General features: G+C 68.7%; 20 protein-coding genes and 1 tRNA gene. 13 read left to right on the top strand and 8 right to left on the bottom strand.

Annotated elements, in window-relative coordinates; translation table 11 throughout:
* Positions 1-61 precede the first annotated feature (61 nt).
* A complete protein-coding gene (gyrA, locus tag AC6CCG_RS19935; protein WP_496656371.1) occupies positions 62-2695 on the top strand; it encodes a DNA gyrase subunit A in 2634 nt (877 codons plus the stop codon).
* Between the two features lie 221 nt (positions 2696-2916).
* Entirely contained in the window at positions 2917-3933 is a 1017-nt protein-coding gene (locus AC6CCG_RS19940) for a DUF3566 domain-containing protein (RefSeq protein WP_496656372.1), read from the top strand.
* A gap of 118 nt (positions 3934-4051) precedes the next feature.
* Here AC6CCG_RS19940 and AC6CCG_RS19945 read toward each other — a convergent pair whose 3' ends face one another.
* Positions 4052-4867 (bottom strand): phytanoyl-CoA dioxygenase family protein, encoded by an 816-nt coding sequence (locus AC6CCG_RS19945; RefSeq protein ID WP_496656373.1) that lies wholly within the window; start codon positions 4865-4867, stop codon positions 4052-4054.
* A 71-nt stretch (positions 4868-4938) separates the two neighbouring features.
* Between AC6CCG_RS19945 and AC6CCG_RS19950 the strand changes: the two genes are divergently transcribed.
* Together AC6CCG_RS19950 and AC6CCG_RS19955 are read left to right on the top strand one after the other, a co-directional pair.
* On the top strand, positions 4939-5751 hold the full coding sequence (locus AC6CCG_RS19950) for a helix-turn-helix domain-containing protein (protein ID WP_496656374.1): 813 nt from the start codon (positions 4939-4941) through the stop codon (positions 5749-5751).
* Between the two features lie 73 nt (positions 5752-5824).
* A tRNA-Ile gene (locus tag AC6CCG_RS19955) sits at positions 5825-5898 on the top strand.
* 86 nt (positions 5899-5984) lie between these two features.
* Here AC6CCG_RS19955 and AC6CCG_RS19960 read toward each other — a convergent pair.
* Positions 5985-6302: a hypothetical protein gene (locus AC6CCG_RS19960; protein WP_496656375.1), complete on the bottom strand. Its 318-nt coding sequence runs from the start codon at positions 6300-6302 to the stop codon at positions 5985-5987.
* A gap of 54 nt (positions 6303-6356) precedes the next feature.
* Between AC6CCG_RS19960 and AC6CCG_RS19965 the strand changes: the two genes are divergently transcribed.
* Positions 6357-6842, top strand: a complete 486-nt coding sequence (locus AC6CCG_RS19965) for an HIT family protein (protein ID WP_496656376.1) — start codon at positions 6357-6359, stop codon at positions 6840-6842.
* Positions 6843-6933: 91 nt separating this feature from the next.
* Here the strand turns inward: AC6CCG_RS19965 and AC6CCG_RS19970 are convergent, their stop codons facing one another.
* Positions 6934-7533 carry a DinB family protein gene (locus AC6CCG_RS19970; protein ID WP_496656377.1) on the bottom strand — a complete coding sequence of 200 codons (600 nt, stop codon included), beginning with the start codon at positions 7531-7533 and terminating at the stop codon, positions 6934-6936.
* A 54-nt stretch (positions 7534-7587) separates the two neighbouring features.
* A complete protein-coding gene (locus AC6CCG_RS19975) occupies positions 7588-8166 on the bottom strand; it encodes a DinB family protein (protein ID WP_496656378.1) in 579 nt (192 codons plus the stop codon).
* Positions 8167-8236: 70 nt separating this feature from the next.
* Between AC6CCG_RS19975 and AC6CCG_RS19980 the strand changes: the two genes are divergently transcribed.
* The 4 genes from AC6CCG_RS19980 to AC6CCG_RS19995 all read left to right on the top strand — a co-directional run bounded on the left by AC6CCG_RS19980 (position 8237) and on the right by AC6CCG_RS19995 (position 11411).
* Positions 8237-8938: a VOC family protein gene (locus AC6CCG_RS19980; protein ID WP_496656379.1), complete on the top strand. Its 702-nt coding sequence runs from the start codon at positions 8237-8239 to the stop codon at positions 8936-8938.
* An 80-nt stretch (positions 8939-9018) separates the two neighbouring features.
* On the top strand, positions 9019-9873 hold the full coding sequence (locus tag AC6CCG_RS19985; RefSeq protein ID WP_496656380.1) for a hypothetical protein: 855 nt from the start codon (positions 9019-9021) through the stop codon (positions 9871-9873).
* Positions 9866-10294 (top strand): PIN domain-containing protein, encoded by a 429-nt coding sequence (locus AC6CCG_RS19990; protein ID WP_496656381.1) that lies wholly within the window; start codon positions 9866-9868, stop codon positions 10292-10294. The genes AC6CCG_RS19985 and AC6CCG_RS19990 overlap by 8 nt, the downstream gene beginning before the upstream one ends.
* A 160-nt stretch (positions 10295-10454) precedes the next feature.
* Positions 10455-11411 carry a hypothetical protein gene (locus AC6CCG_RS19995; RefSeq protein ID WP_496656382.1) on the top strand — a complete coding sequence of 319 codons (957 nt, stop codon included), beginning with the start codon at positions 10455-10457 and terminating at the stop codon, positions 11409-11411.
* Positions 11412-11486: 75 nt separating this feature from the next.
* Here AC6CCG_RS19995 and AC6CCG_RS20000 read toward each other — a convergent pair whose 3' ends face one another.
* Positions 11487-11924 (bottom strand): HIT family protein, encoded by a 438-nt coding sequence (locus AC6CCG_RS20000; protein WP_496656383.1) that lies wholly within the window; start codon positions 11922-11924, stop codon positions 11487-11489.
* Positions 11925-11998: 74 nt separating this feature from the next.
* Here AC6CCG_RS20000 and AC6CCG_RS20005 point away from each other — a divergent pair, with 74 nt between their 5' ends.
* A complete protein-coding gene (locus tag AC6CCG_RS20005) occupies positions 11999-13018 on the top strand; it encodes a phosphotransferase (protein WP_496656384.1) in 1020 nt (339 codons plus the stop codon).
* On the opposite strand, the gene AC6CCG_RS20010 is transcribed toward AC6CCG_RS20005, so the two are convergent.
* Positions 12978-13958: a phosphotransferase gene (locus tag AC6CCG_RS20010; protein ID WP_496656385.1), complete on the bottom strand. Its 981-nt coding sequence runs from the start codon at positions 13956-13958 to the stop codon at positions 12978-12980. The genes AC6CCG_RS20005 and AC6CCG_RS20010 overlap by 41 nt on opposite strands.
* Before the next feature lie 109 nt (positions 13959-14067).
* Here AC6CCG_RS20010 and AC6CCG_RS20015 point away from each other — a divergent pair, with 109 nt between their 5' ends.
* Positions 14068-14589, top strand: coding sequence for a hypothetical protein (locus AC6CCG_RS20015; protein WP_496656386.1), 522 nt, complete (start codon positions 14068-14070; stop codon positions 14587-14589).
* A 3-nt stretch (positions 14590-14592) separates the two neighbouring features.
* On the opposite strand, the gene AC6CCG_RS20020 is transcribed toward AC6CCG_RS20015, so the two are convergent.
* Positions 14593-15225: a hypothetical protein gene (locus AC6CCG_RS20020; RefSeq protein ID WP_496656387.1), complete on the bottom strand. Its 633-nt coding sequence runs from the start codon at positions 15223-15225 to the stop codon at positions 14593-14595.
* A 189-nt stretch (positions 15226-15414) separates the two neighbouring features.
* Between AC6CCG_RS20020 and AC6CCG_RS20025 the strand changes: the two genes are divergently transcribed.
* Positions 15415-16920, top strand: a complete 1506-nt coding sequence (locus AC6CCG_RS20025) for an ABC transporter ATP-binding protein (RefSeq protein WP_496656388.1) — start codon at positions 15415-15417, stop codon at positions 16918-16920.
* A gap of 157 nt (positions 16921-17077) precedes the next feature.
* Positions 17078-17302 (top strand): P-loop NTPase family protein, encoded by a 225-nt coding sequence (locus AC6CCG_RS20030; protein ID WP_496656389.1) that lies wholly within the window; start codon positions 17078-17080, stop codon positions 17300-17302.
* Here the strand turns inward: AC6CCG_RS20030 and AC6CCG_RS20035 are convergent.
* On the bottom strand, positions 17296-19788 hold the full coding sequence (locus tag AC6CCG_RS20035; RefSeq protein ID WP_496656390.1) for a glycoside hydrolase domain-containing protein: 2493 nt from the start codon (positions 19786-19788) through the stop codon (positions 17296-17298). The genes AC6CCG_RS20030 and AC6CCG_RS20035 overlap by 7 nt on opposite strands.
* Positions 19789-19804: the final 16 nt, after the last annotated feature.

The following is a 19804-nucleotide window of genomic DNA, read 5'->3' on the forward strand; positions in this document are numbered from 1 at the left end:
GCCTGTCGAAGGGTTCTGAGCCTGCCGTGTCGTACGTACGAAATGATCATGGAGTGACTGAATGAGCGAGATCGCACCGCCGGCGGACCGTCGGGAGCCCGTCGACCTGCAGGAGGAGATCCAGAAGTCCTACCTCGATTACGCGATGAGCGTGATCGTGGGCCGGGCGCTCCCGGACGTCCGGGACGGGCTGAAGCCGGTGCACCGCCGGATCCTCTACGCCATGTACGACGGCGGCTACCGGCCCGACCGGGGCTGGAACAAGTGCGCTCGCGTGGTCGGCGAGGTGATGGGTCAGTACCACCCACACGGTGACAGCGCGATCTACGACAGCCTGGTCCGGCTGGCCCAGCCGTGGGTGATGCGGGCGCCACTGGTTCAGGGTCAGGGCAACTTCGGGTCGCCGGGCAACGACCCGGCGGCGGCGATGCGCTACACCGAGTGCAAGATGGCGCCGCTGGCCATGGAGATGGTCCGCGACATCACCGAGAACACGGTCGACTTCAAGCCGAACTACGACGGCAAGGAGCAGGAGCCGGTCGTCCTGCCGAGCCGGTTCCCGAACGTCCTGGTCAACCCCTCGCCGGGGATCGCGGTCGGGATGGCGACCAACATCCCGCCGCACAACCTGCGCGAGGTCGCCGCGGCCGTCCAGTGGTACCTCGAGCATCCGGACGCGACCCCGGAAGAGCTGCTCGACGCCGCCATCGAGCGGATCCCCGGACCGGACTTCCCGAACGGCGCGTTGATCGTCGGACGGGAGGGCATCGAGAACGCGTACCGGACGGGCCGCGGCTCGATCACCATGCGGGCCGTCGTCGACATCGAGGAGGACAAGTCGGGCCGCGCCATGCTGGTGGTCACCGAACTGCCGCACATGGTCAACCCGGACAACCTCGCGGTCAAGATCGCCGACCTGGTCAACGCCGGCCGGGTGACCGGGATCGCCGACATCCGCGACGACACGTCGACCCGGACCGGGCAGCGGCTGGTCATCGTCCTCAAGCGGGACGCCCAGCCGAGGGTGGTGCTGAACAACCTCTACAAGCACACCCAGCTGCAGGACAACTTCGGCTGCAACATGCTGGCGCTGGTCGACGACGTGCCGCGGACGCTGCGGCTGGACCAGTTCATCTCCTACTGGGTGGCGCACCAGATCGAGGTCATCCAGCGCAGGACCCAGCATCGGCTGGACCAGGCGGAGAAGGACGCCCACATCTACCGCGGCCTGGTCAAGGCACTGGACGCGCTGGACGAGGTGATCGCCCTGATCCGGCGCAGCCCGAGCACCGAGGAGGCGCGGGACGGCCTGATCGAGCTGCTGGAGATCGACGAGCTGCAGGCCAACGCGATCCTCGACATGCAGCTGCGCCGGCTGGCCGCCCTGGAGCGGCAGCGGATCATCGACCGGCTGGCCGAGATCGAGGCCCGGATCGCCGACCTCAAGGACATCCTGGCCAAGCCGGAGCGGCAGCGGCAGATCGTCGGCGACGAGCTGGCCGAGATCGTCGACAAGTACGGCGACGACCGGCGCACCCAGATCATCGCGGCCGACGGAGACCTCGGGGCCGAGGACCTGATCCCGGACTCCGACGTCGTGGTGACCATCACCCGCGGCGGGTACGCCAAGCGGACCAACACCGACCAGTACCGGGTGCAGAAGCGCGGCGGCAAGGGGGTCCGGGGCGCGTCGCTGCGGGTGGACGACGAGGTCGACCACCTGTTCGCGACCACCAACCACCACTGGATCCTGTTCTTCACCAACAAGGGCCGCGTCTACCGGTCGAAGGTGTGGATGCTGCCGGAGGCCGGCCGGGATGCCAAGGGCGGGCACGTCGCCGGGCTGTTGTCCTTCCTGCCGGACGAGGAGATCGCCCAGGTGCTGGCGATCCGGGACTACCAGGCGTATCCGTACCTGCTGCTGGCGACCAAGCGCGGCCTGGTCAAGAAGACCGCCCTGTCCGCGTACGACTCGCCGCGGCAGGCCGGCATCATCGCGATCAACTTCCGCGACGAGGACGACGAGCTGATCGGCGCCGAGCCGTGCGCGCCGACCGACGACGTGCTGCTGATCTCGCGGAAGGGCCAGTCGATCCGGTTCGCGGCCAGCGACGAGCAGTTGCGGCCGATGGGCCGAGCGACGTCCGGGGTGACCGGGATGAAGTTCCGCGACGGCGACGAACTCCTCTCCATCACGGCGATCCGGGAGCAGGCCGAGGAGGACGAACTGTTCGTCTTCACGGTCACCGACGGCGGTTTTGCCAAGCGGACTAAGGTCTCCGAATACCGCCAGCAGGGCCGCGGTGGGCTGGGGATCAAGGCCATGAAGCTGGCCGAAGATCGCGGATCTTTGGTCGGAGGGCTGGTTGTAACGGAGAATGACGAAGTGATCGCCATCAAGGCCAGTGGTCAGATCACCCGGAGTGCGGTGGCTGAAGTGCCGGTCAAGGGCCGGGACACCATGGGTGTGAAGTTCGTTGGCGTACGCGAGGGGGATTCGGTGGCGGTCATTGCGCTGAATCCGGAGACAACAGCAGAAGCGGCCGAACTGGACGCCGAGTCCGCCGACGCCGACGATCAGACGGCAGAGGACGAATCGCAGGACGTGTCCCCGGAGGCCGTGACAAACACCCCGCAAGCAACGGATGCTGGTGACGAACCAGAAGCCGGCGGGGCTGAGGAGGATGAGACGTGAGCGAAGCCAACCGGAGCCAGATTCCCCGTGAGGGAATCCCTCCTCGGGGTGCGGGACCCGGTGGAGGTGACAGCCCGGCTAACGCCGCTCGGGGTCAGAACAGTGCCGGATCGCCCAACCGGACCGGCCGGGTCGCCACCGGACCGCGGCCGGCCAACGGTCCGCGACCGGTTCCTTCGCCGGGGCAGTCCTCCCCCAACGGGAACGGCGCCGGCAACGGGGTGAACGGCAACGGCAACGGCAGCTACGGGCGGAACGGCGCGGCTCAGCCGGGCCGGCCCGGAGCCCCGCGCCAGGGTGGACCGCAGCCGAGTTCGGCGCAGTCCCCGCAGCCGCGGCCGGTGCAGGCGCGGCAGCCGGCGCCACAGCCGGGGGCCTCCAAGGAGTCGTTGCGGAACAAGCTCGGTCTCGGTCAGAAGGCTCAGCCGGGTGGCGCGGGGGCGCCGCGCCCGGCGACCGGATCACCGTCCTCCGGCGGTGCTCCCACCTCGCGTCAGCCGGTCGCCCGCGCGGGCGCAGCCGGTGCCGGTGCCGCTGGTACCGGTGCCGCGGCGGGAACGCGGCAGCCCGGCACTCCGGTCGCCCGGGCGAACCAGCCTGGCGTCACCCGCCCCGGACAAGGGGCCCGGCCGCAGCCGAGCCCGGCCGCCCGGACCGGCCAGCCGGACCCGTCGCGACCGGGTGCTCCCCGTCCTGACACCGCCCGGACCGGCACCACCACCACGAGCCCGTCCTCCGCGGCCCGGACCGAGATGCTCAACGTCGGATCGCCGACGCGGCCGGTCGGCACCGCGGCGTCGGCCGGTTCGCCGACCGAACGGTCCCGGACCGAGCTCGGCCTGCCGCCGAAGGCCGGTCAGGCCCGCCGGACCCGCAAGGCCCGGCTGCGGCTGTCCCGGCTGGACCCGTGGTCGGTGATGAAGACGTCGTTCCTGTTCTCGATCTCGGCCGGCATCGTGCTGGTGGTCGCGGTCTACGCGATCTGGACTGTGCTGCAGGGCTCCGGCCTGTTCGAGTCGGTCAACCTGATGATCGGATCGGTCACCGATGCTCCGAACGACAGCACGCCGTTCCGGATCGAGGAGTACGTGAACACGCCGAAGGTGATGGGCGTCGCCGCGCTGATCGCCTGTGTCGACGTGGTCATCCTGACCGCCCTGGCCACCCTCGGCTCGTTCCTCTACAACCTCGCCGCCACCATGCTCGGCGGCCTCGAGGTCACCCTCGCCGAGGACTGAGTCGACGTTCCCTGAGCCTGTCGGTCGACGTTCCCTGAGTCTGTCGAAGGGCAGGCCGGACCAAGCCGAAGCGCCCTGAGCCCAGCGCGGGCCCAGGGCGCTTTCGTACGCGCAGAGGTCAGTGACCTTCGGCCATCCCCCAGCCGACGCCGCAGGGCCCGCCGTCGGCGGACTCGTCGATCCACACCTCGTCGCCGCCCGGGGTGAGCAACGGCTGGTAGAACTTGGCGATCTCCACGCTCGCCTGCGGTACGTAGTGGAAGATCAGCGACCGGCGGAATCGGGAGTCGCTGCTGTTCGCCAGCGAACCGTGCACCGTGCTGCCATGGAAGAAGAGCACGTCACCGGCCCGCATCTCGGTCTGCACGGTGCTCAGGCCCGGCGGGATCGACACCTGGACCGCGGAGAACGACTCGTTCAGGTCGGCCGGTTCCGGGCACTCGAGGTCGTACACGTGGGAGCCGGGCACCACCATCAGACCACCGTTCTCGGCATCGCAGTCGTCCACCGCGATCCAGGCCGCGAGACAGGTCTCCGGGTGCGCCTGCAGGAACAGGTTGTCCTGGTGCAGGGCCTGGCCGCGGGCGGTCGGCGGCTTGAAATAGAACATCGACTGGGCGGCGAACGTCGGACCGAGCAGCCGCTGCACCCGCTGCATCAGCCGTGGCTCCAGCATCCAGGACCGGGCCAGCCGGCCGACCTCGAGATCGGACCGTCGGTGCGGCTGGACGAACCGCGGGTAGCGGGCCAGCGGATCGTCGGTCGGCACCCCGTCGTCGTGCCCGATCGAGTTGTCCCGCTCCACCTGCTCGGTGAACGCGACCTTGATCGTTTCGACCTCCTCGGCGGTGAGCAGCCCCGGCACGTGCACGACCCCGTTGCGGCGGTAGGCGTCGACCAGGTCGGCGTCCTGATCAAGCAAGATATGTGACATAGACCTGATCATCCGACTCGATCCCGAACCGAGCCATGGAACCGACGGCCGACTTCATGGAAGATCGTGCTGTGGGCATCACTCGGGTCGAGTCGCACATCCCGCAGGTCGACGCGGTCGAGGCCGGTCACCTGTCGGAGGGGGCGGACTATGCGACCTACCGCAGCCGCGGCACGACCGACTGGCTGCTGATCCAGACCCTCGGCGGCGCCGGCCGGTTCGGCGTCGGGACGGCCGAGGTGATCGTCCGTCCGGACTCGGTCGCCCTGCTCCGGCCCGGCACCGTACACGACTACGGCTCCTACCTTGATCACTGGGAACTCCTCTTCGCCCACTTCCACCCGCGGGCCGAATGGCTGGCCTTGCTCGACTGGCCCGAAGCCGCCCCAGGCCTGCGCGTCCTCGACCTCTCCCCCACCCTGGCCGGTCGGGTCTCCGACGCCCTGGCCCTGGCCGCCCGGAACTCGCTCAGCGGCCTCGCCCGGGGACGGCTGTTCGCCGTCAACGCCCTCGAGCTCGCCCTGCTCTGGTGCGACACCCAGAATCCCGCCGAGGGCCGGATGGACGACCGCGTCCTCGCCGTCATCGAACACGTCGGCCGCCACCTCACCGACCCGCTGACCATCGCCGACCTGGCCGCCGTCGCCAACCTCTCCCCCTCCCGCCTCGGCCACCTGTTCGCCGAGCAGGTCGGCAGCAGTCCGCAGCAGTACGTCCAGGCCCGTCGGATCGATCTGGCCAAGCAACTCCTCGACCTGACGACGCGGCCGATCGCCGAGATCGCCGCCGAAGTCGGCTACCCCGACCCCCTCTATTTCTCGACGAGGTTCCGCCGCCAGGTCGGTCTCAGCCCCTCCGCGTACCGGCTCCGGGACGGCCGCTGAGATACCGATTTGAGCAAGGTCTCCGGAAGGACTAATCTGTCCGTTCGTGCCCACTCGGGCACTCCGCAGTCGCGGGCCTATAGCTCAGACGGTTAGAGCGCTGCCCTGATAAGGCAGAGGTCAGTGGTTCAAGTCCACTTAGGCCCACCCCTCTGGATCACCCTGCTCGGTTGCTGCGCAACCTCGCCGATGTCGGGGGTCATCTGTTGGGGGACCGAGTCCCCCATAACCCCCTACGGTGCGGTCCTCGCAGTTCGCTTGGCGCGCCGCACTGGCCGGCGCGCCGGTTTGAACCGCCGGCCGCAGTTGGTGGTGGAACACAAGATCGGTGACGGTCGTTCCACGTGATCGATCAGCTTCGAAATCTCCTCGATGGGCAGCCCGTGCTCAGACAGCAGTGAGACGAACGAGTGCCGCATTTCGCGAGGCGTCCAGTCGCCGGGTTCGTTGATCGTGGGCACCAGCTTGAGCGCTCGGCGGAAGTTCCGGCGCACGTTCACCGCATCAAGGGCGGCCCTCCGGGCCGCCTGCGCCGGGCGGCGCTCTGGCACGCCGCCACTCTGCCCGGCCGCTCCGCCGTCACGGCCACGGTAGATAATCCGCGGATGTGGCGGTCTCATGAACCGGCGGGGTACGTCTGTCCGTTCTGTGTCTTGCTGGCGGGAGGCTCGACGCCGATCAGCACTCCGGACAACGTGGTCTATCGCGACGCGGCGACGGCGGTCATCGTTTCGCCGCACTGGTGGGAGACCAACCCGGGCACCCTGCTCGTCGTGCCGATTGATCATGTCGAGCACCTCTATGTCTTGCCGGACGCGTTGACCGGGCCACTGCTGGCAACGTGTCGCCGCGCCGCCCGCGCCCTGGTCGAGGTCGAACACTGCGAGGGTACGTCGTTACGTCAGCACAACGAGCCGGCCGGTAGTCAGGACGTTTGGCACCTGCACCTGCACGTCATTCCCCGCTGGACCGGCGACGCCTTCATCCGCGGTGAGCACCGGCTCCGCCCGGTCGAACTGGCCGACCAGCATGCCTTCGCCGCCCGGATCCGAGAAGCCGCGTGCTGGCGGGACGGCGTCAGTCCAGGGTGACAGACCAAGCACCGCTGAGATAGTGGGTGACATCGCAGCCGTCCTACCAAGTGCGGCGGTGATTTACGGACCCGCTTCAGCGTTGGCGGGTCTAGCAGTAGCGATTGGCGTAGATGTCGCGAATCATGCAGATCTGGGTGCCGTGGTGGCTCACCTCGTTGAGCATCGCCGCAAGGGCATGATCACCGCGCCGCCAGGGATGTCCCGGGTAGTCCCGTTCGAGCATCTCGTCGGTCGTGGTCCTGAGCGCTTCCTTGAGTGCGGCCCAGCCGTCGTTGAAGCGCGCCAGGCTCTCGTCGACGGTGGGGATGACCGTGTGGCTCCACATGCGGTTGTAGATCTCTTGGGTCGGGGTGGTCGGGCCACCGACGATCTCGAGTTCGGCGAACAGGCCGGGCGCGGCGCCGAAGTGGTTGAGCAGCCAGTTGATCGTCGTCATCGGCATGATCACGGGCCGGCCGTTCAGCTCGTCCGTCGCCAGGTCCCAGTCGCACTCGACGACCCACGCGCCGTTCTCCTCGGACCAGAGGTGCTTCGTCCGTTGATCGCCTCGCGGGCGGATGCCCCACGCACCGGGGTGCGGCTCGAAGTCGAGCTCGTCCTGGCTGAGGTCCTTCCGCGCTCGGTCAAGCGTGTAACTGTCGATGAGTCCCATCCAGGTGAGGAACACGTCGGCGCGCTTGCCTGTCATGACAGCCGAGCCTGGCACGCACGTTCGGTGTCCGCCAAGGGGTGGATGTGCCACTCAACGCCCAGCGGCCGTGCGGGCGGCGTTCTCGAGTCGGGCCACCCAGGCTTCCCAGTCCCAACCGTCTGTGTCGGGCAGTCCGGTGGCGTCTCGCCGCCCTCCGGCCGCACCGTCGATCAGCTCGCGCACGATGTCGACGTGTCCCAGATGGCGTGAGGTCTCGCTGATCATCATGGTCAGGATCGCGCCGAGCGTGGTCGCCCGCCGGCCCTCGCCCCACCACGGGACCGAGCCCACGGCATCCAGATCCAGCGCCCGGATCGTCTCGTCAGCGTGCGCGGAAGCGCGTCGATAGAACCCCTTGATGTACTCGGCGCTCTCCTCCGGCGTCGCCCACATGTCGCCACCCTCCCAGACCGTTCCGTCCTCGAAGCAGGCCAGTTGCTCCGGAGCGGGGCGCCCGAAGGTCTCCCCGAGGTAGCCGTACTCCTCGGCCGCGACGTGCTTCATCACGCCGAGCAGGTTCGTACCGGTCCGCGTCATCGGCCTACGCAACTCGTACTCGTCCAGGCCCTCCAGCTTCCACAGGAACGCGTCACGGTTCCTTCGCAGCGCCGACCACAGAATCTCCTTCATGCAGCCAACCTCGCAGGCTCCACCGACAACCCGGAACACCCGAGCGGTGAACCCGGTCTAGGGTTCGGGGATGGCTTTGTGGCTGCAAGCGGTGAGCTTCGATGTGGCGGACGCGCAGGCGGTGGCGACGTTCTGGGCCGAGATGCTCGGGCGGGACGTCCTCACCGAGCCCGACGGCGTCCTGGTCCCTGGTGACGACACCCAGGTCGGGCTCCGCTTCGTCGCCTCCGCCGCCGAACCAGTCGGCCGGCCGAGGCTGCACCTGCACCTGACCAGCAGCAGCCCGGCTGATCAGCAGCGAACCGTCGAGAAGGCGCTTCAGCTGGGCGGTCGCCACCTCGACGTGGGCCAAGGACCGGAGGAACCCTTCGTCGTGCTCGCCGATCCGGGCGGCAACGAACTGTGTGTGATCGAGCCGGGCAACAACTTCCTGGCCGGCACCGGCTACCTCGGCGAGGTCACCTGCGACGGCTTCAGGGAGGTCGGCCTCTTCTGGCACGACGCGCTGGGCTGGCCGCTCGTCTGGGACGAGGGCGACCAGACCGCGATCCAGTCGCCCCTCGGTGGTACCAAGATCTCCTGGGACTCCTGGGGCGTTCAGAAGACCGGGAGCGCGAAGGCCGGGCAGCGCTTCGACCTGGTGACCGCCGACCTCGCCGCGGAGTCGGCGCGCCTGGTCTCGCTCGGTGCGACCCACCGCTCCGCGTCATCGGACGGAGTCGTGCTGGCCGGCCCGGATGGCCACGAGTTCAACCTGCGCCCCGTACCCTGATCCAGGCCTGCCGGGGACTGTCGTAGCGGCGGCCTAAGGTCGATGATCATGGTGCTGGTCCACGGAGGAGTTGGGCGGAGATGACGCGGGAGTTCGAGATCCGCCTGCTCGGACATCCGAGCCGCGAGGGCACCCTGCTCGCCGGTGACGCGCTCGCGTTGATCAAGGCGTTCAAGGAGTTGACGTACCGGCTCACCCGGGCGGTCGCCGATCGGACGGGACTGGGGCGGACCGACGCCGCCCTGGAACGGCTCGGTACGGTTCGGGTCGGGCTGGCCCAGAACAGTGCGCGGCTGATCTTCGTCGTCGGCGACGAGGCCGCTCTTGATCTTGAGGATCCGATCAGCAGCGGGGTCGACGAGGCGTACTGGGACCTGGTCCAGGGGATTCAGCGGAACGCCCGGCCGGCCATCGCCTCCGATCCGGTCGCGGACGCCGTGGACCAACTCGTCGTCGCCCTCGGCAAGGCTGCCCAGGGAGCGGAGATCAGGGTGCCCGGCCATGGTCGGGTTGAGGTGAGGACCAGCCTGCTCAGCCGGGATCCCTGGCGGCGGCGGATCCCGGGCGGCACGGGCGAGTCCGGCATCCACGGCGTCCTGGAGATGGTCGATCTGCGGACCGCCCGGTTCCGGCTCCGTGACGCGGCGCAGAACGGGATCGACCTGATCGACGTCCGGAACGCCGAGGCCGCAGCACACCTGGTCGGCGAGCCGGTCACCGCCACCGGAGTCCTGGCGCTCGGCCGAGGTACGGGTCACCACCGGATGGAGCAGGCGGTCATCGCCGAGCAGTTCGACCTCGGCCAGCGCACCGGCACTGCGCCGGAACCGTCGTTGATCGAGGCCGCCCAGGTCGCCGCCCGGAGACCCGCGCCGCCGCCACTGGAACTGGGACCCGAGGAACTGGACGACTTCCTGGCGGCGCTCGATGGCTGACCAGTTCGTCCTGCTCGACGCCGACGTCTGGAGCCGGGTCGTCCTCGGCCGCCGGGACGCCGATCCCCAGGTCGCGAGCTGGCGCCGGCTGCTCGTCGGGCGGCAACCGGTGATCGCCGCCCAGACCGAGGCCGAGCTGCGCTTCCTGCCGCGAGCCAATCGGTGGAGCCCCGACAGCACGGAGCGGTTCACCGCCCATCTCGAGCAGACACCCACCGCTCCCGTCACGCCCGAGGTGATCATCGCCTGGGCCGAGCTCCGAGCGAACTGCCGGGCCCGCGGTCACGCGCTGGCCGACAAGATCCACCAGGACCTCGCCTGGGTCGCGGCCACTGCCGTGGCTCATGGGCTGCCGCTGCTGTCAGGCGACCATGTCTTCCGGCAGGTACCCGAGCTGCGGCTGCTGGAGATCGAAGCCTAGCGACGCGCATGGGCTCCGGAGTCGGCCCCATTTCGGGGACGGGCGGGTGAACCTCAGAAGAACCTTGGCGACTCCGTCTGCGACGTGGCAGAAACTGTGCCAGGCTCAACGCCGGCAGGGATCGGCCCCGCAGCTCGTCATCACTCGAGGTAGGTCGTACATGAGGCTCTTCGTCCGGTTGGTCGTTCCGTTGCTCGCCCTCGGCACGATGCTCGCGCCGACCGCGGCGCACGCCAACCCGTCCAGCGCTCCGATCGTGGTCGGCCAGCTGTGGGACGGCTACGTCGACGGCCAGCCGAACACCGCGCTCCCGCTGAGCGTGCTGGACCAGCCGTCCGGCCTCGGTGCCAGCCGGATCAACCGCGACGTGCTCTACGTCCAGAGCGAGAAGAACCGGCAGACCATGATCGCGGTCTCCGAGAACGACGGCCAGGTACTCGGGAAGTACTCCGTGACGATCCCGAACGTGTACGACTGGGAGGACATGGCCGTCGGCCCCTGCCCGGCCGGCAGCTGCATCTTCGCGGGCGACATCGGCACCAACAGCGGGTACGCGGAGAAGCCGGACAACATCATGTCCGTGGTACGCGTCCGCGAGCCGGACCTGGCCTCCGGCGAGACCAGCGGCACCCTCACCGGCGACTACTTCCCGTACGTCTACCCGGACGGCCGCCGCCCCGACGCCGAGGCCCTTGCCGTGCACCCGGTCACCGGCGAGATCTACGTGATCTTGAAGACCAGCACCGGCACCAGTCCGGTCTACAAGTTCCCGGATCCGCTGCCGAAGCCCGGCGTGATCAGCACGCTGATCAAGGTCGCCGACCTCACCCTGCCGATCGTCAACGGCAAGGCCAACTCCGCCCAGATCACCGCCGCCGCCTTCCACCCGCGCAAGAACCGCCTGCTGGTGCGGACCTACACGAAGGTGTACGAGTTCCGCTCCGAACGCCAGTCCTGGCTCCCCTTCACCGGCGAGCGCGTCGAGCTGACCGACACCGTCGAGGCCCAGGGCGAGGCGATCGAATACGAGGCCGACGGCACCTCCTACTTCACCCTGTCGGAGAAGGTGGCCGCGCCGTACACCCTGAAGCGGGTCGATCTGAGTCACCGCGGCTGACCCGAGCCGGTCTGTCGCAAGAGTGACGGCAGTTTCCGGATCGGTCCGATTCCAACGGTGGAAGGGAAACTGTCGTCAATTCTGCGACATCGAGTCGTGCAGAGCTGTCCGAAGCTGGCGCGTCCAGTCGTCCGCAGCCGGGTGGCTCGATCTGCCTTGCAGCCAGGTGTCCAAGCCGTCCCCGTCCCAACGCGGGACCACGTGGAAGTGCAGGTGATCGACGGATTGGCCGGTGTGGGGACCGCTCGCGTTGAGCACGTTGACTCCGGGCGCATCGACGGAGGCCGCGAGACTCTGGGCCACCCTTTGGACCAGCAGGATGACCTGCCGGAGCGCCTCGACTGAGGCGTCCTGCACCCCGACGACATGATCGGTCGGGATCACCAGGGTGTGACCAGGCGCGAGTCGTCCGGACTGCAACGGCAGCAGAGCCGAAGCATGATCACCGCGATAGAGCCATACGGCAGTTCCCTCGCCGTTGAGGAGGGAGCAGAAGACGCACGGTCGGGGCATTCCGTGATGCTCCTCGGTGGCTGTGGCCCGAATCAAGTGGATTCCTCGGTCGTGGACCTGGAGACTGGGTGGCCGTGCGCGATCAGGAGTTCCTTCGGGAGGTGTGCTCGGCGTACGGACTCTGTGCACCACGGTCGGCCCGGAGGATCGGGAACGGCGCCAACCTGGTCTGGCGGCTCGAGGCTGCGGCCGGAGTCCAGGTGATCAAGGAACTGCCGGTATCCACCGTGCCGGAACTCGAGCGGGCGGCGGAGTTCGAACGGGCGGTGTTCGAGGCCGGAGTGGTGCCGATGGCCGAGCCGATCGCGGATCGGCACGGGCGGCTGGCGCGGCCGATGCTCGGGTCGCGCGGTGAGCCGGTGCTGGTTCGGCTTCATCGCTACGTCCCGGGAGCTGAGCCACAGCGGCCCGTCGACGGGTCGGTGGTGCGGGCGGCGGGGAGGTCGCTGGCCCGGATCCAGGGATTCGGGGAATCCTACGGAGATTCCCTGCCCAGCAAGCTGCTCTGGATGCGACCGGACCGAGCGACCTACGACGGCCTCGCCCATCGCCGGCCAGAGTTGATCAAGGACGGCTGGGCGGTGTTGACCGAGGCGGAGCAGTTGGTGGCGGAATGGCGCCGTGAGTCCGGCGTCGAGATCTCCTCGCACTGTGATCACAAACCGGAGAACAGCCTGCGGCACGGACAGATGTTGATCATGCTCGACTGGGACGAGGCCGGTGCCTGCGATCCGCGGGTGGAGGCGGTCGAGGCGGCAGCGCGCTGGGCGTGGGCCGGAGACGGCGGTCCGGCCGCAGATCTGTTCGCTGCCTTCGTTGCGGGCTATCGGGACGAGGGGCGAGACTTCGATCGGTTGCGGCCCGCGGACTGGGCCAAGTGGGTGGCCGGGATCGCGAGTTGGTACGAGTTCAAGGCACAACGGGCGCAGGGCCGGTGGGCGGCGGTTGCCTCGGACCACAACGAAGAGGGCGAGGCGGCAGCCCAGACCCTCGGCTGGCTTCAGCGCACTCTGCGACAGGTGCCCGCGTGGACATCCATGATCAACCAAAGGCTCAGTCGAGCGTCCGGGCGAGGTCGGCCCAGCGCTCGGTGAAGGGGACGAACGGGCCTGGTTCCAGGAAGGCCCGGACGCGGTCGTTGCCGCGGCGATAGATCTCGTCGAACACCCAGTGCCCGTGAAGTTGATCATGGGAGTAGTTGGCCGCCGCCCGGTCGAGATCACTCGGCGCGACGTCACGCACACTGCGGTAGCCGGTGAGCAGGGCGGCGGAGAGTTCCGGGTGGAGGGCGCAGGAGAGGTCGAGGGTGCGGATGATCTCGTCGGGCGGCCAGCGGATCTCCGCCTTGTCCCAGTCGATCACGTCCGAGACCTCGTCACCGGTGAAGAAGAGGTTCGACTCCTGGTAGTCGCCGTGCACCCACTGCAGCGAGCTCACCGGAGCCGCGTACCTGATCGGCTCGGCATGATCGGCCAGCCGGTCCAGTTTCGTCCGCAGGTGCTGCTCGGCCCACTCGTCCGTCTCGCTCCGGTCCGGCCGCGCCATGATCAGGTTCAACAGGTCGACCAGCTGTCCTTCGGTACGTGAGCGATCCGCCGGTGCCGGTCGCGCGAGTGGCGGCGGACCGGGGCAGTCGGCGAGTGCGAGGTGCAGGCGGGCCAACATGCGGCCCATCGCACCGGCCTGCGGAACGGACAGCCGGCCTCCGGCGATCTGGTCGCCGCGCGCGTACGTGAACAGGGAGTAGAACGCTCCCCCGGCGGAAACGATCAAGTCACCGGATGCCGTGGGCAGCGCGGCCGGAGTCGGAACGCCCCGGCTGATCGCGTGCTCGATCACCGCATGCTCGCGTTCGATCAGGGCTCGGTCGGTCCGACGATGCCGCCGCAGCACGACGCGCCGCGTACCGGCCGTGACGAGGAAGGTCTCGTTCATCGTGCCGCTGGCCGCCCGCTCCACCGCGGTCACCGGCTCGAGCCGCCAGGCAGCCAGGGCCTCCGTCACGTCGTCGCGCCCAGCCGTCGTTCCCGTCACGCCAAGCACGGTACTGCGCCCGTGACTTCTCTCGTCCCGGCCCGCCGTCGGCCGCTACGCTGTCGTCCCTGATCAGAGCGCCTTCGGCGCGACGGAGAGGTGGTCGGCGATGGAGCTGCCCCGGGGTCTGGAACGGTTGCGCGAGGGCGAGGGCGAGGCGGTCGGATCGAAGGTGCACCCGGTGCTGCTGGTCCTGCTGTGGATCGGTGCCGTCCTGATCGCGGGACTCGGTGTCCTGCTGCTGCTCGTGAAACCGGCCGGCCCACCGCGGCCAGGCTCGGAGATCCCGCTCTGGGCGCCGCTGATCTTGATCGCCTGCGGGGTGCTGGTGGGGCTGCTGGCGGTCGTCTCCGGTCGCGGGCCGAAGATCGTCATCGACGACGAGGGCGTACACAGCCGCGCGGTGTTCGGTCGGGCCACGATCCGTTGGGAGCCGATCCAGGAGATCGTGCTCAGTCAGCCGCGTGGCCATGCGATCTGGTTCACCGCGCCGGGCGGCATCGTCAAAGGCGGCAAGGTGTCCCGGCTGAAGCGGATCCCGTTCAACGTGTCCGGTCTCCGGGTGCGGCCGGCCGACCTGCACGCGTACGTCCTCGGCCGCGCCCGTGGCCGTCGCACCGCGGCGACCTGAGCCCTAGACGGGATCACGGAACTCCGGGGCGATCCAGGGCTTCGAGAGCCGGACCGACTGGATCACCAGCGGGTGCAGCAGTTCCGCGGACGGGATCGGGTCGGGCGCATCCGCGCGAGCCCGCAGCACCCGGGCGGTCAGGTCGATGACTTGATCATGGACCGTGCAGCCGGTCAGCATCAGGACGAAGGAACGGGTCAGGCCGAACCAGGGGCGGTCCGGATCGTCGCCGATGATCAACTGCGTCTCCCCGCCGGACCGACAGTGCAGCATCGGTCCGGACGGATCGATCGTGATCAGCCACTCCGGCGCGCGGAGCCGGTAATGATCATGGTAAGGATCGCCGAGCCGGATCGTGATCACATCGCCGCCGAGCCACTGGTCCTGGAACTGGTCGGCGGTCGCGTCCACGATGCTGCCGTCGTCCCGGACGTTCCAGCAGTGCACCCAGCTGATCAGGGAGTCCAGCAGCAACAGATAGCCGCACCGGCGCTGCCAGCCGAACTCGGCCTCGAGTGCCTCCGAGACGTGGCCGCACCGCCCGTCGTTCGGCCGGCCGTCCTTGAGCCGCACAGCGGACCGCACCGCCAGGATGCGGCGGCGGATCTCCGGATCGGTGGGATCGGCATCGTCCACCCGGCCATCGTCCCGCGCGACTCCGCGTCCACAAAATGCCTTTCCTGTCGGCGATCGCCGCTGCTACGGTGCCCGGGTCAGGTGCGAAGGGGGTGACGATCATGTCCGATCCAGTGACAGCGTTGCCCGAGAGCCGCACCTAGACCCTGACACCGAGCCGGGGCCGCTGCGTAGCGAATCGAGGCCTCGGTGAATTCTTCTCTCCTGCTGCGGCTCTGGCCGCAACTGATCATGCAACGACGCCGACTCATCGGCTATCTCACCACGCTGCTCATGTCTGCGAGCCTGGCTGTGACGGTGCCGCTCGCGTTCCAACGGATCGTCGACGAAGGCCTGCTTCCTGGCCGGGTCGACCTGGCGCTCGGCTGGACCGGGATCGCCCTCGGCCTCGGCGTCACCGCGGCCGCCCTCAACGCGGTCGCCAACGCGACCGGTGCCGAACTCGGTGCCCGGATCTCCGAACGACTCCGGTACGAGCTCTTCACCCGCGTCCTGGCCCAGCCGTACGCGTTCCACGCCCAGTCGAAGGCCGGCGCGGTGGTGTCCCGGCTCACCCGCAGCCCGAGCGAGGCACAGGGCGTCATCCAGACGATCTTCGGGACGCTGGTCGGGCAGGGCGTCCTGTTGATCATCGCGGTGATCACGCTGGCCAGACTCGACCTGTTGGCCGTCGCGCTGGTGCTGGCCATGGTGCCGCTGTTCCTGCTTCCGATGCGGACCTTCACCCGGCGGCTCTTCGCCGCCGGCCGTGACCAGACCGGCGCGACCAGCGAGCTGGAACACTTCCTGACCGAACGGTGCAACGTGGAGGGCGCCGTGGCCCGGCGGCTCTACCACACGCAGGCGGCCGAACTGTCCGCCTTCTCCGGCCTGATCGGCCGACTCCGCGACATCCTGATCCGCCGGAACCGGACCTTCTACACGTCGCAGTTCGTCACCACGGCCCTGGCCGCGGTCGGCGTCGCGGTTGTGTACGGCTCCGGCGCGGTCAACGGATCCTCGGTCGGCGAGGTGGTCGCGATGGCGGCCCTGGTGAAGATGATCTACGACCCGCTGATCATGATCAGCATCCAGGGAATCGGCCTGAGTGGCGGTCTGGTCGCGCTGGAGAAGGTCTTCGAACTGCTCGACCTGCCGACCGAGTCGAGCTCCGAAGCCCGGTCACTGCCGGTCCGGGCAACCAGGCTGACCTTCGACGGCGTCTGGTTCCGACATCCCGCGCCGGGTACGGCGACCCTGCCCGACCTGGCCGCCGAGTCCGCGCAGAAGGAGGTTCAGGACTGGGCGGTGGCCGATCTGAGCTTCACCCTGGTGCCCGGCGGCGTCACTGCCCTGGTCGGAGCCAGCGGCGCAGGGAAGACCACGACCGCCCTGCTCGCCGCCGGCATCCACCGGCCGACCCGGGGCAAGATCATGATCGACGAGGTGGACCTGGCCGAGCTGTCACCGGCCGGCCGGCACCGGGCCATCGGCATGGTCACCCAGGACGTCTACGTTCTGCACGCCAGCCTCCGCGACAATCTGACCCTGGCCCGGCCGGGCGCGGACGATGATCAACTTCGACGGGCCCTGGCGCGGGCCCAGCTGGCCGACCTGGTGGACGGGCTGCCGCAGGGTCTGGACACCGTGGTCGGTGACCGCGGCTTCCGGCTGTCCGGCGGCGAACGTCAACGGCTGAGCTTAGGAGGGTGCTGAGGAATCCTGACCTACCGGGCGGCGCCCAGGCACGCGCCCGGCTGCGTTGTCGTCGTCGCGCGATGGGCACCGCATCGCTCTCCTCCTCCGCCTTGCCGGCCACGCACCTGGACACCGCCCGCCACGGCCAGGATTCCTCAGCACCCTCCTAACCCGGATGTTCCTGGCCCAGCCCGACATCGTGATCTTGGACGAGGCGACGGCCCACCTGGACGCCCTGACCGAGGCCGCCCTGCATCGGGCGATCACCGAGGACCTGGCGGGCCGTACGCTGTTGATCATCGCGCACCGGCCGAGCACGATCGAGAACGCTGATCGCACTGTACGGCTCCGCCAGGGTCGGCTGTGCCCTTCGACAGGCTCAGGGCACGGTGGTCAGTAGATCTCGATCTCGTCGATGAACACGCCGTTGTCCCGCTTGGTGAAGGTTCGGGTGAACGCGATCTTCACGTGTTTGGCCTCGACCGGCGTGAACCGGACCAGGTAGCGGTTGCCGGAGGCGTCGTTCGGCCGGGTCAGCCCGCCCCGGTCGGTCCAGGTGGTGCCGTCGGTGCTCGTCAGCACCCGCACGGTGTCCGGGCGATAGTACGAGTACTCGACGTAGCCCTGCACGTCGACCTCCCGCACCGTCTTCGGTGCGTCGAAGTCGAAGGTCACCGAGAAGTCCTTCGTCTCGTCCGGACCACCCTGGATCACGTACGGCCGCTTGTCGCCGAAGTTGTCCGACACGACACCGTCGGTGGACTCCAGCAACGTGTCGTCGGCGAAGTCCTTCGGCGGCTCCCACGACTTGTGGTACGTCCGTCCGCCGACCAGGTTCGGCCGGCCGACCGGGGCGCCGGCGATCTTGAACTCGACCAGTCCCGGCGCCGCGGCCTTCAGTCGGACGTAGCGCGCCTTGGCGTTCAGCCCGACGAACTCCTCCCCGCCCTTCGATCCGGTCCGGGTGCCGGCGTCGACCCAGCTCTTGCCGTCGTAGGAGGTCTGGATCGTGTACGACTCCGGGTGCGTGTCGCCCCAGGTGACGAAGACACCGTCCACCTGGTGCTGGGCGCCGAGGTCAGCGGCGGCGCCGGTCGTGATCACCTTCGCCAGGTTCCGGGCGGCCAACGGCTTGCCGGCGGCGGCATCCAGGACGAGCGCCCGGATCCGTTCCAGGTAAGTGACATCGCCGGTGAACGTGCCGGGCTTGCTGGCCAGGGCCTTGGCCAGGTCGGTGGCGAGTCCCGGATGCTTCCGCTTCAAGATCTCGACGACCTCCCAGTCCTCGATGCCGTCCCGCAGCGACTCCAGCCGCAGCGTCCGCTCCAGCAGGTCCTTGTGCTCCTTGTCGACGTTGACCGTCCAGAAGTCGCCCTTCACCTCCTGGTCGTCCATCGAGATGTTCCAGTTGTTGAAGGCCCAGTGCAGATGCCCGTTGGCCCCGCGCGCGGCGGCCAGCCAGCCGATCAGGCGCTGGTAGTACTGCGGCTGGTCGACGAACCGGTTGAGGAAGCCGAGCGTCGGAATGTTGCAGTTGTAGAGCCAGAGATCCTTGCCCTCCGAGCGGGCCTTGTCCCAGGCCGCCGGATGCGTCTCGTAGTTGAGCAGGTTGGGGATCACGATGTCCTCGTTCTTGCTCACGTCGCTGGCCACCGGCTCGTGGAAGGTGGCGTCGCCGATCTTGACCTCCGGCCAGACGGCCTTCACCTTGCCGTACACGCCTTCCCAGCCGGCCTTGCCGACAGCCCCCTGCGGCTCGTCGCCGATGTGCATCCACCAGCGCTGGTCCCAGCCCTTGGCCTTCACATGATCACGAAGCGCGGTGACGTACTGCGTGATGTAGCTGTCGGCCTCGGCGGAATCCCAGTCGACGTACTTCTTGATCAACTTCCCGTCCGGCCCGGTGGCCAGGGTCTCGACGTCCCACTTCGACCAGTAGCCGGGGCCGCCGGCCATCCAGAGACCCTCCAGGCGGCTGACCGTGCCGCGCTCGGTGAAGAACTTGACCACCTCGTCGACCCGGCTCCAGTCGAAGTGCACGGTGCCGTCGGGATCGACCTTGGTCTTCTCGCCCTGCATCAGCAGCGTGCTCATCGGCAGGGTCAGGTTGTTGTTGCGGTAGTCCTTGCGGATCCGCGCGTAGTCCTCCATCAGCTTCCACCACTCGGGGCTGAACGGGGAGAAGCCGTAGTTGGCGAGCATCGTCTCGACCGGCGGTTCCTGATACGAGACCGTACCGAAGAACAACGTCCACTCGACGTCGGTGAAGCCGCTGTCCTTGGTGTCCGGGATGGTCACCGGCCGGACGTTGATCGACAGCGGCAGGCTCAGGTTGCCCTGGTCGGTCTCCAGCGTGACGGTGCCGCGGTAGACCCCGCCGGCGGCGTCCCGCGGCACCTTGACCCGGACCCAGATCGGCTGGGTCCGGTTGGCCTCGACCTTGACCGTCGGCGTGTTCGACAGGCCGTCCGGGAACTCGTCCGGCGCGGTCCGACTCGGCGCGTAGACGATCTGCTTGCTGCCGTTCTTGTCGAAGACCGAGTTGTGGTTCAGCGAGGTGAACTTGACGAAGTTGTACGACAGGTTCGACCCGGCGATCGAGTGCCGACCGGAGGTCAGCGAACCGAACGAGACCTTCTTGATCGTGAACTCGCGGTCCCAGCGGACGACGACCTGGCCGGCCTCGAACTCGTTCCGGGCCGAGTCGAGGGCGAGCGCCGGAGCGCCGCCGGTGTCGTCCGGCAACGAGTCCGGAAAGACGTGCGTGGACGCGCGCGCGGCCCACAGTAAAGGCTTCGCGGCCGATTGGGCCGCGGGCGCGGTGAGCGCGGTCGCGACACAGGCGACGGCGAGCACCAGGGCAGCGAACAACGGGAACGGCTTCATCGGCTGACTCCCCTAC

It is taken from the genome of Microlunatus sp. YIM B11417 (assembly GCF_059617205.1).

What these genes read in the sequence shown, in the direction of transcription:
- gyrA (WP_496656371.1), top strand. Translation starts at nt 62, where the DNA reads ATGAGCGAGATCGCACCGCCGGCGGACCGTCGGGAGCCCGTCGACCTG.
- AC6CCG_RS19945 (WP_496656373.1), bottom strand. Translation starts at nt 4,867, where the DNA reads ATGTCACATATCTTGCTTGATCAGGACGCCGACCTGGTCGACGCCTAC.
- AC6CCG_RS19965 (WP_496656376.1), top strand. Translation starts at nt 6,357, where the DNA reads ATGTGGCGGTCTCATGAACCGGCGGGGTACGTCTGTCCGTTCTGTGTC.
- AC6CCG_RS19970 (WP_496656377.1), bottom strand. Translation starts at nt 7,533, where the DNA reads ATGACAGGCAAGCGCGCCGACGTGTTCCTCACCTGGATGGGACTCATC.
- AC6CCG_RS19975 (WP_496656378.1), bottom strand. Translation starts at nt 8,166, where the DNA reads ATGAAGGAGATTCTGTGGTCGGCGCTGCGAAGGAACCGTGACGCGTTC.
- AC6CCG_RS19980 (WP_496656379.1), top strand. Translation starts at nt 8,237, where the DNA reads ATGGCTTTGTGGCTGCAAGCGGTGAGCTTCGATGTGGCGGACGCGCAG.
- AC6CCG_RS19985 (WP_496656380.1), top strand. Translation starts at nt 9,019, where the DNA reads ATGACGCGGGAGTTCGAGATCCGCCTGCTCGGACATCCGAGCCGCGAG.
- AC6CCG_RS19990 (WP_496656381.1), top strand. Translation starts at nt 9,866, where the DNA reads ATGGCTGACCAGTTCGTCCTGCTCGACGCCGACGTCTGGAGCCGGGTC.
- AC6CCG_RS19995 (WP_496656382.1), top strand. Translation starts at nt 10,455, where the DNA reads ATGAGGCTCTTCGTCCGGTTGGTCGTTCCGTTGCTCGCCCTCGGCACG.
- AC6CCG_RS20000 (WP_496656383.1), bottom strand. Translation starts at nt 11,924, where the DNA reads ATGCCCCGACCGTGCGTCTTCTGCTCCCTCCTCAACGGCGAGGGAACT.
- AC6CCG_RS20015 (WP_496656386.1), top strand. Translation starts at nt 14,068, where the DNA reads ATGGAGCTGCCCCGGGGTCTGGAACGGTTGCGCGAGGGCGAGGGCGAG.
- AC6CCG_RS20030 (WP_496656389.1), top strand. Translation starts at nt 17,078, where the DNA reads ATGTTCCTGGCCCAGCCCGACATCGTGATCTTGGACGAGGCGACGGCC.
- AC6CCG_RS20035 (WP_496656390.1), bottom strand. Translation starts at nt 19,788, where the DNA reads ATGAAGCCGTTCCCGTTGTTCGCTGCCCTGGTGCTCGCCGTCGCCTGT.